This window comes from Blautia faecis (assembly GCF_027662325.1).
Taxonomy (GTDB): domain Bacteria; phylum Bacillota; class Clostridia; order Lachnospirales; family Lachnospiraceae; genus Blautia_A; species Blautia_A faecis.
This window is the reverse complement of the sequence record NZ_JAQDKY010000058.1, coordinates 1-15,366: the sequence shown is the minus strand read 5'-3', so window position 1 is coordinate 15,366 and position 15,366 is coordinate 1. Positions and strand designations below refer to the sequence as shown.

14 protein-coding genes are annotated in these 15,366 nt (G+C 44.7%); 1 reads left to right on the top strand and 13 read right to left on the bottom strand.

Annotated features, from left to right (window positions below; translation table 11 throughout):
- Positions 1-38: 38 nt before the first annotated feature.
- From PGQ38_RS17955 to PGQ38_RS17895, 13 genes are all read right to left on the bottom strand, one after another.
- A complete protein-coding gene (locus PGQ38_RS17955) occupies positions 39-1,307 on the bottom strand; it encodes an amidohydrolase family protein (protein WP_270432958.1) in 1,269 nt (422 codons plus the stop codon).
- 57 nt (positions 1,308-1,364) lie between these two features.
- Positions 1,365-2,120 carry a MerR family transcriptional regulator gene (locus tag PGQ38_RS17950; protein WP_270432955.1) on the bottom strand — a complete coding sequence of 252 codons (756 nt, stop codon included), beginning with the start codon at positions 2,118-2,120 and terminating at the stop codon, positions 1,365-1,367.
- Positions 2,121-2,128: 8 nt separating this feature from the next.
- Entirely contained in the window at positions 2,129-3,070 is a 942-nt protein-coding gene (locus tag PGQ38_RS17945; protein ID WP_173719435.1) for an ABC transporter permease, read from the bottom strand.
- Entirely contained in the window at positions 3,070-4,122 is a 1,053-nt protein-coding gene (locus PGQ38_RS17940) for an ABC transporter permease (protein WP_187566159.1), read from the bottom strand. The genes PGQ38_RS17945 and PGQ38_RS17940 overlap by 1 nt, the downstream gene beginning before the upstream one ends.
- Positions 4,122-5,648: an ABC transporter ATP-binding protein gene (locus tag PGQ38_RS17935; protein WP_204453579.1), complete on the bottom strand. Its 1,527-nt coding sequence runs from the start codon at positions 5,646-5,648 to the stop codon at positions 4,122-4,124. Before PGQ38_RS17935 ends, PGQ38_RS17940 begins: the two co-directional genes overlap by 1 nt.
- Positions 5,649-5,842: 194 nt before the next feature.
- Positions 5,843-6,802, bottom strand: a complete 960-nt coding sequence (locus tag PGQ38_RS17930; RefSeq protein ID WP_408611572.1) for a BMP family protein — start codon at positions 6,800-6,802, stop codon at positions 5,843-5,845.
- 249 nt (positions 6,803-7,051) lie between these two features.
- Positions 7,052-8,059, bottom strand: coding sequence for an aldo/keto reductase (locus PGQ38_RS17925; protein ID WP_270432950.1), 1,008 nt, complete (start codon positions 8,057-8,059; stop codon positions 7,052-7,054).
- Positions 8,060-8,239: 180 nt separating this feature from the next.
- Positions 8,240-8,797, bottom strand: a complete 558-nt coding sequence (gene efp, locus PGQ38_RS17920) for an elongation factor P (RefSeq protein WP_118583940.1) — start codon at positions 8,795-8,797, stop codon at positions 8,240-8,242.
- Between the two features lie 136 nt (positions 8,798-8,933).
- The gene (locus PGQ38_RS17915; RefSeq protein ID WP_148461849.1) at positions 8,934-9,437 is read right to left on the bottom strand and encodes a shikimate kinase; all 504 of its coding nucleotides are present in this window, start codon (positions 9,435-9,437) and stop codon (positions 8,934-8,936) included.
- Positions 9,434-9,937: a YqeG family HAD IIIA-type phosphatase gene (locus tag PGQ38_RS17910; protein WP_148461850.1), complete on the bottom strand. Its 504-nt coding sequence runs from the start codon at positions 9,935-9,937 to the stop codon at positions 9,434-9,436. The genes PGQ38_RS17915 and PGQ38_RS17910 overlap by 4 nt, the downstream gene beginning before the upstream one ends.
- A gap of 155 nt (positions 9,938-10,092) precedes the next feature.
- A complete protein-coding gene (locus PGQ38_RS17905; protein WP_148461851.1) occupies positions 10,093-10,953 on the bottom strand; it encodes a patatin-like phospholipase family protein in 861 nt (286 codons plus the stop codon).
- Between the two features lie 2 nt (positions 10,954-10,955).
- Positions 10,956-12,320, bottom strand: a complete 1,365-nt coding sequence (locus PGQ38_RS17900; RefSeq protein WP_148461852.1) for a citrate/2-methylcitrate synthase — start codon at positions 12,318-12,320, stop codon at positions 10,956-10,958.
- A gap of 140 nt (positions 12,321-12,460) precedes the next feature.
- Complete coding sequence (locus tag PGQ38_RS17895) at positions 12,461-13,678, bottom strand: aminotransferase class I/II-fold pyridoxal phosphate-dependent enzyme (protein WP_148461853.1); 1,218 nt, start codon at positions 13,676-13,678, stop codon at positions 12,461-12,463.
- A 222-nt stretch (positions 13,679-13,900) separates the two neighbouring features.
- Here PGQ38_RS17895 and gdhA point away from each other — a divergent pair, with 222 nt between their 5' ends.
- Complete coding sequence (gene gdhA, locus PGQ38_RS17890) at positions 13,901-15,235, top strand: NADP-specific glutamate dehydrogenase (protein WP_118583930.1); 1,335 nt, start codon at positions 13,901-13,903, stop codon at positions 15,233-15,235.
- Positions 15,236-15,366 lie beyond the last annotated feature (131 nt).

Here is a 15,366-nt window from a genome sequence, read left to right as displayed (position 1 = left end):
CGTCCGGGATAACGACCAACACACTAAATAGCAAATTTCTAAAATTCCTGCTCCAACAGCTCCCCATCAATATATCTGGCCTTAATATTCCGGTCATCTCCGATGTAGCAGAAACGCTCCAGTTTCTCCTCTGCCGTCATTTTGGTCCATGGATCTTCCATATTGTCGATCACAAGGGCATTAAATGCATACCCTTTTTCGAAAGAACCAACCTTACCGAATACACTTCCAGACTCTTTGGTTGCATGATAGAATGCCTGTGTAATAGTAATGGTCTTACTCTCCTGTGGCTCGTAGAATTCTTTCAGCTTGGATAACTGTACGGCTCTTGCAACCTGGCGGTAGATGCCGATTCCGTGGCCACCGGCAATGTCGGTTCCCATGGCAATTTTCAGTCCCTCAGCCTCCATATGCTGCAGCGGCATAATTCCTGCAATAATATTCACAGTGGCATCCGGGCAGTGAACAGAAAAGCTTCCATGTTTTTTCAGAATCCGCTTATCTTCCTCAGTTGGGAAAATAACATGGGCGAAAATAGACGGACCGTGATCCATCAGACCTGCGCGCTCATAAATTTCTGCGTCAGAACTATAGCCCGGAAACAGATTCAGAGCTTCCTGTGCCTCCCACAGAGACTCCACCAGATGGGTGTGCACACCACAATGATATTTTGCAGCCAGCTTGCCAAGTCCATCGATCAACTTCTTGGTACAAGTCGGGGCAAAACGGGGAGCCAGAATGGTTTTCACCTTTTTGCTGCCCTCATGTTCTGCCAGATACTTCTCTGTTTCCTTCAGGGAATCCTCTGTGGTCTCGGTGAGAAATTCCGGGGAATTGCAGTCCATATTCACCTTACCCACATAACCATACATGCCTTTCTCTTCCATTTTATCAAAGAGATAGTTTGTGGCCTCACGGTGAATGGTTGCAAAAACATTGGCATGGAAAGTACCATGGCGGAGCATATCATCTACAAATGCGTCGTAGCAGTTTTTCGCATACTCCATATTCTGGAAACGGGATTCCTGCGGAAACGTATAATTATTCAGCCAGTCGGAAAGCAGACAGCCCATACCGATTCCTCTCTGTACATACTGGGCTCCGTGTACATGAAGATCGGAAAAAGCCGGAATGATCAGCTTATCGCCGTAATCTACAACCTCTGCGCCCTGATACTGTTCCGGAATCTTTTCACAAATCTGTGAAACCACTCCATCTTCCACAATTATATAACTGTTTTCGTGAATCTCTAACCTGTCTTTTGACGGTGTAAACAAAATATCTCCGTGATAAATCTTTACTGCCATTTTTTGTCCCTCACATTCCTAATCATTGCATTTTTTCTTTCTCGCGTAGCTTTTCCTCTATTTTGTATCTGCAATCCTGATCTCAATTCTGGTAGAATAATTATCATTATCCTGTTCCACAAACTGGTCGATGATATTAAGTGCCAGAATGGTATCCTCCAGATTCAGATTCCGTCCCCATTCCTTTATCCTTTTGAAGCTGTCTTGAATCTGTTCATATGCCCCTTTGTGATACCCCACTACATAGGTTCCTGCAGGAATCGTGCGTATCTCCGCATTTTCCTCTGGAATAGCATCTGTAAGAAGCGCTCCAAATTCCTTGCTATTTTCCCCATAAAAGACAATGGTTGGATAAAAGTAGAAGGATTCGCCTGCATAAAGCTCCTCTTCATCTCCAATGGGAATATATTTTCGCTCCGGATATTTCACCACCTGAATGTTTTCGTAATCAATTTCCTCTTTCGAGTCTTCAATAAACTGTATTTTTCGCAAAATTGCATGGTCGATCCGCATCATCTCTTCCCACTGGGCATGAATGGCTGCGGAACGCTCCTTCAATCTTTTAAGCGCCTCATCAGGGCTTTTCGTATCCTGAAAATCCCGGACTGCCTCAATGGAATAGCCCAGTTTTCGCATATAGCGGATGGATGCAAGCTTATAAGTCTGATCAAAACGATATTTCCGGTATCCGTTTTTCGGGTCTCTGTAGCTGGGCTTCAGAATTCCGATTTTGTCATAATAATGCAGGGTCTGCACGTTCAATCCGAATAAGGTCGCCAGCTCATTTACGTTCAGATACTCTTTATTTGCCATAGATACTCCTATCTTGAGCCTTTTACATAAGGCTTAGCAAGAGCTTCTGGTTCACTGTTCTTTCCGGCAGCCCCAAGCATTGCAATAAGGGTCAGCGCATATGGCAAAATTGCCAGAAGGAACGGAGAAATGGATACGCCGATGGTCTGAAGACGAATCTGCAGGGCATTGGCTGCTCCGAACAAAAGAGCGGCTCCAAACATTCCAAAAGGTGTGTATCGTCCAAGAATCACTGTAGCAAGAGCAATATAGCCACGGCCGGAAATCATATTTTCCGTAAAAACGCCAAGCTGTACCAGTACCAGATATGCACCGCCGATTCCTCCAAGGATTCCGTTGAACACCATCACGATCCAGCGGTATTTTTTCACCTGAATACCTGCTGATTCTGCTGCACGCGGGTGCTCTCCTACTGCCATAAAGGACAGTCCCAGATTGGTTTTTTTGTAAAAAATCCAGGTCAGGATCAGGAGCACATAAAGGATATAGGTCAGGAAATCACAGTTAAAAAATGCATCTCCGATCAGCGGAATCTTTGACAATCCTGGAATGGCAATGTTTGGGAATGTCTCGATCTGCTGATAGCCCTGTCCATTTGACATTAATTTAAACAAAAAGCTGGTGACGCCAAGCATAAGCATGTTGATGGCAAGACCGGATACAGACTGGTTCTGGATCAGCGTAATGGATAGAAGTCCGTGAAGCAGACTGACTATAAGTCCTCCTGCCATACCGCACAGAAGTCCCACAAACAGATTGCCGGAATACCAGGCACCGGCGAAGGAAAAGAATGCACCACTGAGCATAACACCTTCCATTCCGATATTCAGAATACCGGATTTTTCCGCAATGGTCTCACCAATTCCGCCATACATAAGCGGCACTGCCAGACGAACTGCTGCGGCCAGAAAAGCCGTCATAAAGCTTAAACTGAAAATCTGCTGAAGCATTACGCATTTCCTCCTTTTCCAACTTTTGCCTGTCTCTTTTTGAAATGGAACAGTTCTCTTCCCAGGATCAAAACAACAACCAGACCGATTAGAATGTTAACGATTGCAGACGGTACTCCAAGCTGTCTTTGCATGGAGCTTGCACCTACCTGCATTGCTGCATAAAGCACTGCCACAAAGAATACGCCAATAGGGTTGTTAAATGCCACAAGTGCGATCAAAACAGCCGTATAGCCACAGTTTGAGGAGATTCCCTCCAGAAGCTTTTTCTGAATGGCAAGAACCTCGATTCCACCTGCCACTGCAGAAAGTCCGCCGCTTAAAAAGGCGGAAAGCACAATATTTTTCATAACAGAAATACCGTTGCAGGTGCTTCCACGTTTGTTCAGCCCAACTGCCTTCAATTCGTATCCCATAGTTGTTTTTTCCAGGAAAAACCATACTACAAGTACACAGATGATTGCGATCAGAATACCTGCATGAAAACGGGTTGCACGAATCAGGGTTCCAAGCTGTACGGCTTTGTCAATTTTCGCAGACTGGGGAACATTTCCTTCCGGGTCCATCAGGAAGGAACGGACTGCATAGCCAAGAAAATTAATTGCAATATAATTCAGCATAATAGTGACAATAATTTCGGAAATATTGAATTTCGCTTTGCACACTGCTGCGATCAGCGCCCACACGCCACCTGCCAGAAATCCGATTACCAGGGAAAGGATAATTCTTGGTATTCCCGGAACAGCCGTCCAGTTCAGAGCTACCATGGTAGTTGCCATAGCCCCTACATAAAACTGTCCTTCTGCACCAATGTTGAAAAAGCCGGTACGATATGCTACTGCGCAGCCAAGACCTGTAAGGATCAGCGGGCATGCTTTTACAAAAATTTCTGCAAATCCTGCAGGTGTTCCAAAGATTCCACGGAAGAAAAGACCGTATGCTTCCATCGGGCTTGCGCCGCATGCAAGGATCAAAACCGTACCTGCCAGAATTGTAATCACAAGAATCAGAAGTACATCTGTAATCCCTCTTGTTCTTTTTTCCTTCTCCATTATCTTGCCTCCTCTTCTGAAATTCCGCCCATGAGAAGGCCGATTTTCTGTACAGTAGCTTCTTCTCTATTCAGGATTCCCACGATTTTTCCACCAAAAAGCACTGCGATCCTGTCACTTAACGCCATAATTTCTTCCAGGTCTGCAGAGATCAGCATAACACCTTTTCCTGCATTTCTCTGATCTATAAGCTGCTGACGGACAAATTCTGTAGCACCGATGTCAAGACCTCTGGTAGGCTGGCTTGCCACGATCACTTTTGCATGATCGTTCAGCTCTCTGGCTATGATCAGCTTCTGCTGGTTTCCACCTGACAAAAGCTTTACAAGCGTATCAATCCCCGACTTTCCGGATGCGCGCACCTGATATTGTTTCATTTTTTCTGCTGCATTTTTACGGATAGCTGCTTTGTTTATAATAGAATGGTTTGCAAATGGAAGCTTCCCATATTCCCGGAGAACAAGGTTTTCTGAAATGTTCATTCCGGTGATCAGACTGTCTGACAATCTGTCCTCCGAAATATAGGAAACGCCTGCTTCATAACGTCCGCGGATATTGATTCCTGCCAGATTCTGTCCGTCCAGAAGAATTTCGCCCTCACCTGTTTTCTGAATTCCGGTGATCACCTCAGCAAGCTCTTTCTGTCCGTTTCCTTCCACACCGGCAATTCCAAGGATTTCCCCTTTGTGAATGGTAAGGCTGATATTCTCAAGCTTATGACGGCTGTGTTTCCTGTGATGATTGGACACATTTTTCAATTCCAGCATAATATCTTTTTTCGGAGAACCTTCTATATGATAATCTTCATTCAACTCCCGTCCGATCATATATGCAGACAGTTCTTCCGGATTGGTGTCTGCTGTCACAAGATCTGCCACCTGTCTGCCATCCCGAAGAATGGTGACCTTGTCACTGATTGCCATGATCTCGCTCATACGATGGGTGATGATAATGATTCCATAGCCCTCTTTTTTCAGATTACGGAGAACGTCAAAAAACTGTGTGGTCTCCTGAGGAGTAAGCACGCCAGTAGGCTCATCCAGAATCAGAAGTTCTACGTTTCTGTATAAGGCTTTCAGGATTTCCACGCGCTGCTGTTCTCCCACTGACAGATCACTGATCACAGCATCCGGGTTCACATAGAGTCCATATTTTTCTGCCAGATCAGTCAGCTTCTTTTTTGCAGCAGCTCTGTCCAGGAAAAAGGAGTTGTCCTTCAGATTCAGGACAATGTTATCCAGAACTGTCATTTTATTTACCAGGGAAAAATGCTGCTGGACCATTCCAATGCCTGCATCGATAGCTTCCCTTGGAGAGGCAAAATCCGCTGGCTTGTCTTTCCACAAAATTTCACCGCTGTCTGCAGTGTAAAGACCAAATATAATATTAACAAGTGTGGTCTTTCCGGCTCCGTTCTCACCGAGGAGAGCATGGATCTCACCTTTTTCTACTGTCAGGTTGATATCCTCATTTGCATATACGCCGGAAAATGATTTACAGATATGTTTCATTTGAAGAAGAGACATGGTTTTCTCCTTTTTCTCGTATAATTAAAGTGTTTTAAAAAGCTGAAACTTCGGAAGGTTATCTCCACTGACTGATTGATAACTTTCCTCCATTTCAGCTTCATTTGTCTTTGAACAATCAGTTGCCGGATTTCAGATTGCGAGCCATTTTTATAAAAACAGATATCTCAATCCGCGGTTACAAATCCGATTTCTTACTGTCTCATTGTGTAGTCGCGCTCAACTTCAAGCTCGCCGGAAACGATCTTATCAATTGCATCCTGTGCAGTTGCTTTCACATCATCGGAAAGATTGTCGGAAAGGAGAACTTCTACTGCGCCATCTGCCATACCAAGGTTGTAAACATCTCCCTCAAAGCTTCCGTCTGCAACGCTGCCAAGGGCAGTATCAATTACAACATCAAGATTGTAAATTGCAGAATCAAGAATATTGTCAGGTGCTAAAGAGCTCTGATCGTAAGAATCGCCCTGGCACCAGATTCCAGCCTCAACAGCTGCTGTCATTGCACCGTTTCCGCAAGCATTTGCACAATGCTTGATTACGTCTACGCCATTGTCGATCATAGCTTTTGCAGCTTCCTGTGCAAGCTGTGTATCAACAAAAGAGTTTGTCCAGGCTGTCTGAACTTCGATATCAGGATTTACGGATTTTGCTCCGTCTTCATATCCGTTAATGATCTTTACAAGGGAATCTCCAGGGATCGGTCCGATGGCGCCAAGTTTACCAGACTCAGAAGTAGAAGCAGCAATGATTCCTTCTACATAAGCGGTCTGCTCACATGCCATAACGTAGGAAGCTACGTTGTCAGCGGAAGCGTCAGCCTCTGTGCAGATGAATTTGGTGTCTGGGTAGGTCTCTGCAACTTCCAGTGCAGGATCACCGAACTCATATCCGTGACCAATTACCACATCATAACCTGCACTTGCATAGTCAGCAAAAGCGGCGGAAATATCAGCAACTTCCAGGTTCTCTGTGTAAGCCAGTTCGTATCCGTATTTCTCACAGGCTTTCTGTGCTCCTTCGTATGCTGTCTGATTCCAGCCCTGGTCATTTGCTGCTCCGGAAAGTAAAAGTGCTACCTTCAGTCCTTCTCCATCAGCTGCCTGTACCGGCTGAGCACATACACCATTTACCATAGCCGCTGTCATTGCCATTGCTAATCCCATAACCACCAGTTTTTTCATCATAATCCTCCTTGATCAGATCCTGTTTTCGTGTATTCGATACTGTTCACTCCGTGGTCAGTATCACTTATTTTTCTTATCCGCAACTTTGTAGTTGCTATAAGGTTTTCTTAAGGCTTCTTTATAGTAAACTATATAGTTACTATAGAGTCAATACATTTTTTCTTTTTTTTGCAAAATTATCTGAAAAACCATTGGAGTCGCACAGGGCAGTTTTTATTATTCTCCAAATTCTTCTGCAACCTTCTTCAGCATTTCCCGGATTGGCAGATGATATGGGCATCTTGTCTCGCACTTGCCGCATCCCACACATGCAGAAGCTTTCACTGCCATGCTGCCGTAGCGGTCTTTCGCCCAGTCAGCCAGATTGTAGCGTTCCAGATATCCTGCGAAAAGGAATGCGCTTGGGATGCTGATTCCAACCGTACATGGCGCACAGTAATTGCAGCGACGGCAGAAATTGGTGCCCAGCTGATGGCGGATCTGTTCCATTTCTGCAAGCTCTGCCTCTGTAAGAGGTGCTGTGTCAGAGCATGCCTTAATGTTCTCTTCCAGTTCAGATACTTCTGCCATTCCCGGGATTACCACAATAACAGCCGGGTTAGAACAGACATAACGAAGTGCAAGAGTGCCATTCTCAATTGCACCACCTGCTAATGGCTTCATGGCAATAAAGCCCACATTTTTCTCCTGACATTTGCGGATCAGCTCGTCGCCCTGGTTTTCTACGATATTATATGGAAACATGATTGTCTCCACCCAGTCCAGATTCAGTGCGCGCTCAAAAACAGCTGTAGAATGTGCAGTCAGACCGATATGACCAATTTTACCGGCTGCTTTCGCCTCCAATAAAGCCTCCAAGGCACCGCCCTCACCTATAACAGTGTCCAGCTGTTCCATGCTTGGGTTGTGTACCTGATACAGGTCAATGTGATTGGTTCGAAGATTGCCAAGGCTCTTCTCAATGTCTGCTTCCATGGCTTCTCTGGTTCTTGCCATACTCTTGGTGGCAATTACAAATTTGTCACGAATTCCTTCAAGGGCATAACCAAGATACTCCTCGCTGACCGTGTAGCCTCTGGCTGTATCGATATAATTTACCCCCTCTTCTGCCAGCTGCTGCATTAATTTCTTAGTACCTTCCGCGTCAATTCTCTGGATGGGGATTCCGCCAAATCCCATACGGGAAATCTTAAGACCAGTTTTTCCAAGTGTTGTATATTCCATTTGTGCTCCTCCTTATTTTGGGTATACAATAATTTATAAAATGTGTCTGAAATTAACAAAATGTGCCACCGGCATACGCCGATGGCACATAAATAAACAGCTTATGCGATTTAGAACGGATATTCGCAATCCGCATCCGCTACTTGCTCATAAATAAATAACTGCTCCGCAGTTATTTATTTATACTCGTGACAGGTACTCGCCTGTTCTGGTGTCGATTTTCAGCTTGTCGCCCTGGTTAACGAACAGCGGAACCATTACCTGTGCTCCTGTCTCAACGATAGCCGGTTTGGTAGCACCCTGAGCTGTATTTCCAGCGAATCCTGGCTCTGTCTCTGTAACTACAAGCTCAACGAATAACGGAGGCTCAATAGCGAATACATTGCCATTGTGAGAACAGATCTTAACCATCTCATTCTCTTTTACAAATTTAAGAGAATCGCCAACCTGCTCTTCTGTAAGACCAACCTGGTCAAATGTCTCTACGTTCATGAAGTAATATAATCCGCCATCGCTGTAGAGATACTGCATATCAACACGCTCGATACGTGCTGTAGGGAATTTCTCTGTAGGACGGAAAGATTTCTCTAACACGGATCCTGTAATAATATTTTTGTATTTGGTTCTAACGAAAGCAGCTCCCTTACCCGGTTTAACGTGCTGGAATTCTACGATCTGACAAACGTTGCCATCAATTTCTACTGTGACACCGTTTCTGAAATCACCTGCTGAAATCATAATTAATTTTTCCTCCTTATAGTGCTTATGACTAGAAATATTTTATTATATATGTACCATTTTTTCAACTACTTTTTTTCATATGCAGCCAAATTTTCCTGTTTTTCCCATATATTATGGCAAAATACTTTTGTATTCACGGAAGCTGTCCTTCAATTTCCTTGATTAGTTCCTCAAAAGGCTTCACTCCTGTCACAACTTCAATATCTGCAAATTTATGATAAATCGGATCACGCTGTTTCAGAAGCTTTTTGATCTTTTCATCCTGATTTTCGCCTTCCAGAAGAGGATTGCTATTTCCCTCAAGCCTCTTGCGGAGAGTCTCAGCAGACCCCTTCAGGTAAACAACTGTACCCAGCTGCTTAATATACTGCTCATTCTGCTCCTGAACCGGAAGACCTGCGCCAAGAGAAATCACTTTTCTTTCTTTATCTTCAATCAGAGCTTTCACAGTCATAGTTTCCAGAGCACGGTAATATGGCTCTCCAAATTTCTGTAAAATCTCCTTTACGGACATGTTCATCTTCTTAACGATCACCTTGTCCACATCCACAAATGTCAGTCCCAGGTCACTGGACAGACGTTTCCCCACTCTTGTCTTGCCAGACCCCATAAATCCGATCACCACAATATGGTTCATGAATTCTTCTCCTCCTTGGTATAAAAATGTAATACAATTTTCTCCAGATAGCGCTTCAGCACGATCTGGATCTCTTCCTTGGGATTGATCGGCTTTACCAGAATATTACGAAGGCCAGCATTCTTAGCCCCCCATATATCGGTAAAAAGCTGGTCTCCGATAAAGACCGTATTCCCTGTGTTCGTTCCAAGTCTCTCCATGGCCCTTTCATAGCCTTTTCTGGACGGCTTGGCAGCCATTTCAATGAACTGAGCGCCTACTGAAGCGGCAAAGGGTTCTACCCTTTTTTTCCTGTTGTTTGACACCAGACAGCAGGAAAAGCCAATGTCACGAAGCTTCTGAAAAAGCCGGACAGCTTCCGGATCTGCCGGTGCCCCATGAGGAACCAGGGTATTGTCGATATCAAACAAAATCCCCCTGTATCCCTCCTGGTATAGTTTTTCATAGTTGACTACATATGCTGAATCCAGATATTTATCTGGAAAAAAGCGTTCAAACATTCTGTTACATCCTTTAATTCTTTTATTTTCTATGGTAATACAGATTGCGGGAATGATTTTTCAAACAGACTCCGGCAACGCGCTTTGCAATGCACAGAAATCATGTATTCACATGACCTCGCGCCTGTTTTCCAAGAGGTTCTGTCAGGATCCCGTCACCTGCTTAGGTACGCCTGCAGTTCCTCATAATGGTCTTTCATCACATCATAACCATGCTGATAAAACGCCATCAGCTTCTCTTTGTTCGCCTCCGCACGCCCCACAGTGGGAATTTCCGGGCGGATGACAAAAATATGTCCTTCCCTCTCCCATTTTTCCAGAAGCTCCAAAGTCCGGTTGTAGCTGCGGTAACGATTATATAAAGTGTTCAAAAATTCCGGGTAATGCCGAAATGCAGCCACATAAAGCGGAGTGCTCTTTCCCGGTTTCTTCTTGCGGTAACCCATATTTCGGGTAAGGATCACCACGTTCTTTCGATATCCCTTCTCCATGGCATGGATCAGGGGAATCGAATCTGCAATGCCGCCATCCAGATAAGGAACACCGTCAATCTCTACCATGGGACTTACAACGGGAATACTGGAAGAAGCCCTTCCAATATCCATCAGGCGACGTCTGTCATGCTTCTCAGTCATATATTCCGCATCACCAGTCTGGCAGTTGGTCACTACCAGCTCACACTCCGTATCTGACTGAAAAAAAGTATCAAAATCAAACGGAAACAATTCATTTGGATATTTGTCAAACAGCATATCCATGTCAAAAAGCTCATGCTTCTTAAGAGCTTCCTTAGTAGCAATATAGCTGTTTGCCTTATCCTCTATGATCATGCAGTCTCTGGTCCTTCCAGGCTGCCAGGATACATAATCAAGAGCATTGCAGGAACCAGCGGAAACACCCACCACATATGGGAATTTCACCTCTTTTTCCATAAGATAATCCAGAACCCCTGCTGTAAATACTCCCCTGCTTCCCCCGCCCTCCAGGACCAGGGAAGACTGATGCTTCACTGTCATTCTTATTCACGCTCCTTAAGCGGTACGTATACAGCCGGAGCCAGAACGTTCTTGTAAGCCGGACGGATGATCTTGTCTGTATTGATCAGTTCTTCCATTCGGTGGGCGCTCCAGCCCACAATACGTGCCACTGCAAAAATCGGTGTATACAGCTCAAGAGGCAAATCCAGCATGCTGTAAACAAAACCGCTGTAAAAATCCACGTTTGCGCTGACACCCTTGTAAATATGGCGCTCCTCGGCGATAACCTCCGGAGCCATTTGCTCTACCATCGCGTAGAGATTGTATTCTTTCATACGGCCTTTTTCTCTGGCCAGAGTCTCAACAAAGCCTTTCAGTACCTGGGCACGGGGATCCGATACCGAATAGATCGCGTGTCCCATACCATAAATAAGACCTCTCTTATCAAAAGCTTCTTTGCGAAGCAGTTTCTTCAGATACTCTCTTACTTCCTCTTCGTCAGAAATATCCTTCACATTCTTCTTCAAATCCTGGAACATACTTACAACCTTAATATTGGCACCACCGTGCTTCGGACCTTTCAGAGAACCGAGAGCTGCTGCGATTGCAGAATAAGTGTCTGTTCCGGATGAGGAAACAACGTGTGTAGTAAATGTAGAGTTATTACCACCGCCATGCTCCATATGAAGGATCAGGGCAAGATCCAGGATCTTCGCCTCCAGATGGGAATATTTCTTATCCGGGCGAAGCATACGGAGGATATTCTCCGCTGTGGAAAGCTCTTTCTTCGGATTGTGAATATAAAGGCTCTTGCCGCATACATAGTGATTGTAAGCCTGATATCCATAAACAGATAAAAGAGGAAATACACTGATCAGATTCAGGCACTGTCTCAGTACATTCGGAAGGGAAATATCATCCGGCTCCTTGTCATAGCAATAAAGTGTAAGCACACTTCTGGACAGGGCATTCATAATGTCCTTGGACGGTGCTTTCATGATAACGTCCCTTACGAAATTCGTAGGAAGGGAGCGCTGGTTCGCCAGAAGCTTGGTGAAATCCTCCAGTTCCTCCTCATTCGGAAGCTTGCCGAACAGTAAAAGATAGGTAGTTTCTTCGAAGCCGTATCTGTCATCTTCAATAAATCCCCTGGTCAACTCCTTGATGTCATATCCCCTGTAGGAAAGACTGCCCGCACAGGGCACTTCCTTGCCGTCAACCACCTTCGTGGCGCATACATTGGAAATCTGCGTCAGACCCGCCAGGACGCCCTTACCATTGATATCGCGAAGCCCTCGCTTTACATCGTATTTCTGATAAAGAGACAGATCCAGGCTGGAATGCTCCTTGCAAACCTCCGTCAGGTTCTCTATTTCCGGTGTTACTTTCATCTTAAATCCTGTCATTCAAATAAACTCCTTTCTTTTTAATCCGTCCGATAATCCGTTCCTCCCTCAATTATTAATGCTGTCAGAGTCAGAAGCGGATGCTTCTGCTCCGGCATTGTAAATGGATAATCTGTGACTGCCATTGTTTTATTATCTTCTTATCGCTGTTTATAGGTGGACAAGAAATCCTTCAGCTTGTCCATAGCCTTCTCCAGCTGACGCACATTCGGCAGATATACTACGCGGAAGTGGTCAGGACAATTCCAGTTAAAGCCCTTTCCCGGCACCAGAAGCACCTGTTTCTCATGTAAGAAATCAAGAGCAAACTGCTCGTCATTGTGAATATTGAATTTTTCTGTATCGATCTTCGGAAAAATATAGAACGCAGCCTTGGGCTTTACGGCTGTGATTCCCGGAATGTCATTGAGTGCCTTGTAGATAAAATCTCTCTGCTCATAAACTCTTCCGCCTGGCTGAATGTACTCATTTACACTCTGGTATCCACCAAGTGCAGTCTGTACAATGGACTGGGCCGGAACATTGGAGCAAAGACGCATGGAGGAAAGCATGTTAATACCTTCAATATACCCCTTCGCCTTATTCTTGGCACCACTTAAGATCATCCATCCAATACGGAAACCAGCGATCATATGGGACTTGGAAAGTCCGGAAAAAGTAACGCAGAATACGTCTGGTGCAAGGGATGCAATAGAAGTATGCTTATAGCCATCCATGATCAGACGGTCGTATATCTCATCTGAAAAAATGATCAGCTCGTGCTCTCTTGCGATCTGCACGATCTGCTCCAGGATCTCCTTGGGATAAACTGCTCCTGTAGGGTTATTCGGATTAATGATAACAATCGCTTTGGTCTTGTCTGTGATCTTGCTCTTAATATCATCAATGTCCGGATACCATTCAGACTGCTCATCACAAATATAATGAACTACATTTCCACCTGCCAGAGTCGCAGTAGCTGTCCACAAAGGATAATCCGGTGCAGGGATCAGAATCTCATCCCCGTTATCCAGAAGTGCCTGCATACAGAGATTGATCAGCTCACTGACACCATTACCTGTATAAATATCACTCATGGTAACCCCGGGAATTCCTCGAAGCTGGGCATACTGCATAATGGCCTTTCTTGCGGAAAAGATTCCTTTGGAATCGGAATATCCCTGAGAGGTACGAATATTGCTCAGCATGTCCAGAATTACTTCCTGCGGTGCAGAAAATCCAAATGGATATGGATTGCCGATATTCAGCTTCAGAATCTCCATTCCATCCTCTTCCATTCTGGCCGCTTCATCCACTACCGGTCCTCGCACATCATAAAGTACGTTATCCAGTTTACTGGACTTCTCGAATGTTTTCATTTATTTCACTCCTCATCTTACTACTTATGTCCGGCATATCTGTCTTTTTCCTGCTCCGGCATAATGTATTTCTTGCTATCTATCATCTCATATTTGGCTCATTTTCGCAAGCCTTAATGAAATTTTTGGAAATATGAAAAAAACTCTTTTCATTTTTAGCACTTTAGTGTATAATAGCGTCGTTAAAAAATTTTACACCTATCTGGATGAGGAGGAATTACAATGTCTTACACAGAAGAAGTATACGAAAGAGTCGTAGCACAGAATCCAGGTGAGCCTGAATTTCACCAGGCAGTAAAGGAAGTTCTGGATTCCCTGAAGGTCGTAATTGACAAAAATGAAGAAGAATACCGCAGCATGTCCCTTCTGGAGCGTCTTGTAGAGCCGGAAAGAATCATTTCCTTCCGCGTTCCATGGGTAGATGACAAGGGCGTTGTTCAGGTAAACAAGGGATATCGTGTACAGTTTAACAGCGCTATCGGACCTTATAAGGGTGGTCTTCGTTTCCATCCGTCAGTAAACCAGGGTATCTTAAAATTCCTTGGATTTGAGCAGACATTTAAGAACTCCCTTACCGGACTTCCAATCGGTGGTGGTAAAGGTGGTTCCAACTTTGACCCGAAAGGCAAATCTGACAGAGAGGTTATGGCATTCTGCCAGAGCTTCATGACAGAGCTTTCCAAATATATCGGTGCTGACACTGATGTTCCGGCTGGTGATATCGGTGTAGGCGGACGTGAGATTGGTTATTTATTCGGACAGTACAAGAGAATCCGCGGATTATACGAGGGTGTTCTCACAGGTAAAGGACTTACCTACGGCGGATCTCTGATCCGTACACAGGCTACCGGATATGGTGTTGTTTATATGCTTGATGAGATCATGAAAGCACATAACGATTCTATTGATGGAAAGACATTCATCGTAACAGGATCCGGAAACGTTGCAATCTATGCTGTAGAGAAAGCTCAGCAGCTTGGCGGCAAGGTTGTTGCTATGTGTGACTCCAACGGATATATTTATGATCCGGAAGGAATCAAGCTTGACATTGTGAAAGATATCAAAGAAGTAAAACGTGGACGTATCAAAGAGTACGCAGACCGTGTTGAGGGTGCTTCTTACACAGAAGGTACCGGAATCTGGAACATCAAATGTGATGTATACCTTCCATGTGCTACCCAGAACGAGCTTGCTCTTGATGGTGCTAAGACACTTGTTGCAAACGGCTGCAAATATGTAGTTGAGGGTGCGAACATGCCTACTACTCTTGATGCTACAACTTATCTCCAGGAGAACGGTGTTCTGTTCATGCCTGGTAAAGCAGCTAACGCTGGTGGTGTTGCTACTTCTGCTCTTGAGATGAGCCAGAACTCCATGAGACTTTCATGGACAGCAGAGGAAGTTGATGCGAAGCTTCATGGAATCATGGTAGACATCTTCCACAAAGCTGATGACGCTGCTAAGCGTTATGGTATGAAAGACAACTATGTTGCCGGTGCTAACATCGCCGGATTTGAGAAAGTTGTAGATGCTATGAAAGCTCAGGGCATCTGCTGATTTTCTGTCATCTGAAGTTTCAAAAAGACAGGTCCGCTGCGGCCTGTCTTTTTTATTCCATTTAATACTTGTTTATACAGAAAAAAATCCCCGCTCTCTGGCGAGGATTTCAGACTGTAGACAAAGCCCTG

What these genes read in the sequence shown, in the direction of transcription:
- PGQ38_RS17955 (WP_270432958.1), bottom strand. Translation starts at nt 1,307, where the DNA reads ATGGCAGTAAAGATTTATCACGGAGATATTTTGTTTACACCGTCAAAA.
- PGQ38_RS17950 (WP_270432955.1), bottom strand. Translation starts at nt 2,120, where the DNA reads ATGGCAAATAAAGAGTATCTGAACGTAAATGAGCTGGCGACCTTATTC.
- PGQ38_RS17945 (WP_173719435.1), bottom strand. Translation starts at nt 3,070, where the DNA reads ATGCTTCAGCAGATTTTCAGTTTAAGCTTTATGACGGCTTTTCTGGCC.
- PGQ38_RS17940 (WP_187566159.1), bottom strand. Translation starts at nt 4,122, where the DNA reads ATGGAGAAGGAAAAAAGAACAAGAGGGATTACAGATGTACTTCTGATT.
- PGQ38_RS17935 (WP_204453579.1), bottom strand. Translation starts at nt 5,648, where the DNA reads ATGTCTCTTCTTCAAATGAAACATATCTGTAAATCATTTTCCGGCGTA.
- PGQ38_RS17930 (WP_408611572.1), bottom strand. Translation starts at nt 6,802, where the DNA reads ATGGCAATGACAGCGGCTATGGTAAATGGTGTATGTGCTCAGCCGGTA.
- PGQ38_RS17925 (WP_270432950.1), bottom strand. Translation starts at nt 8,059, where the DNA reads ATGGAATATACAACACTTGGAAAAACTGGTCTTAAGATTTCCCGTATG.
- efp (WP_118583940.1), bottom strand. Translation starts at nt 8,797, where the DNA reads ATGATTTCAGCAGGTGATTTCAGAAACGGTGTCACAGTAGAAATTGAT.
- PGQ38_RS17915 (WP_148461849.1), bottom strand. Translation starts at nt 9,437, where the DNA reads ATGAACCATATTGTGGTGATCGGATTTATGGGGTCTGGCAAGACAAGA.
- PGQ38_RS17910 (WP_148461850.1), bottom strand. Translation starts at nt 9,937, where the DNA reads ATGTTTGAACGCTTTTTTCCAGATAAATATCTGGATTCAGCATATGTA.
- PGQ38_RS17905 (WP_148461851.1), bottom strand. Translation starts at nt 10,953, where the DNA reads ATGACAGTGAAGCATCAGTCTTCCCTGGTCCTGGAGGGCGGGGGAAGC.
- PGQ38_RS17900 (WP_148461852.1), bottom strand. Translation starts at nt 12,320, where the DNA reads ATGACAGGATTTAAGATGAAAGTAACACCGGAAATAGAGAACCTGACG.
- PGQ38_RS17895 (WP_148461853.1), bottom strand. Translation starts at nt 13,678, where the DNA reads ATGAAAACATTCGAGAAGTCCAGTAAACTGGATAACGTACTTTATGAT.
- gdhA (WP_118583930.1), top strand. Translation starts at nt 13,901, where the DNA reads ATGTCTTACACAGAAGAAGTATACGAAAGAGTCGTAGCACAGAATCCA.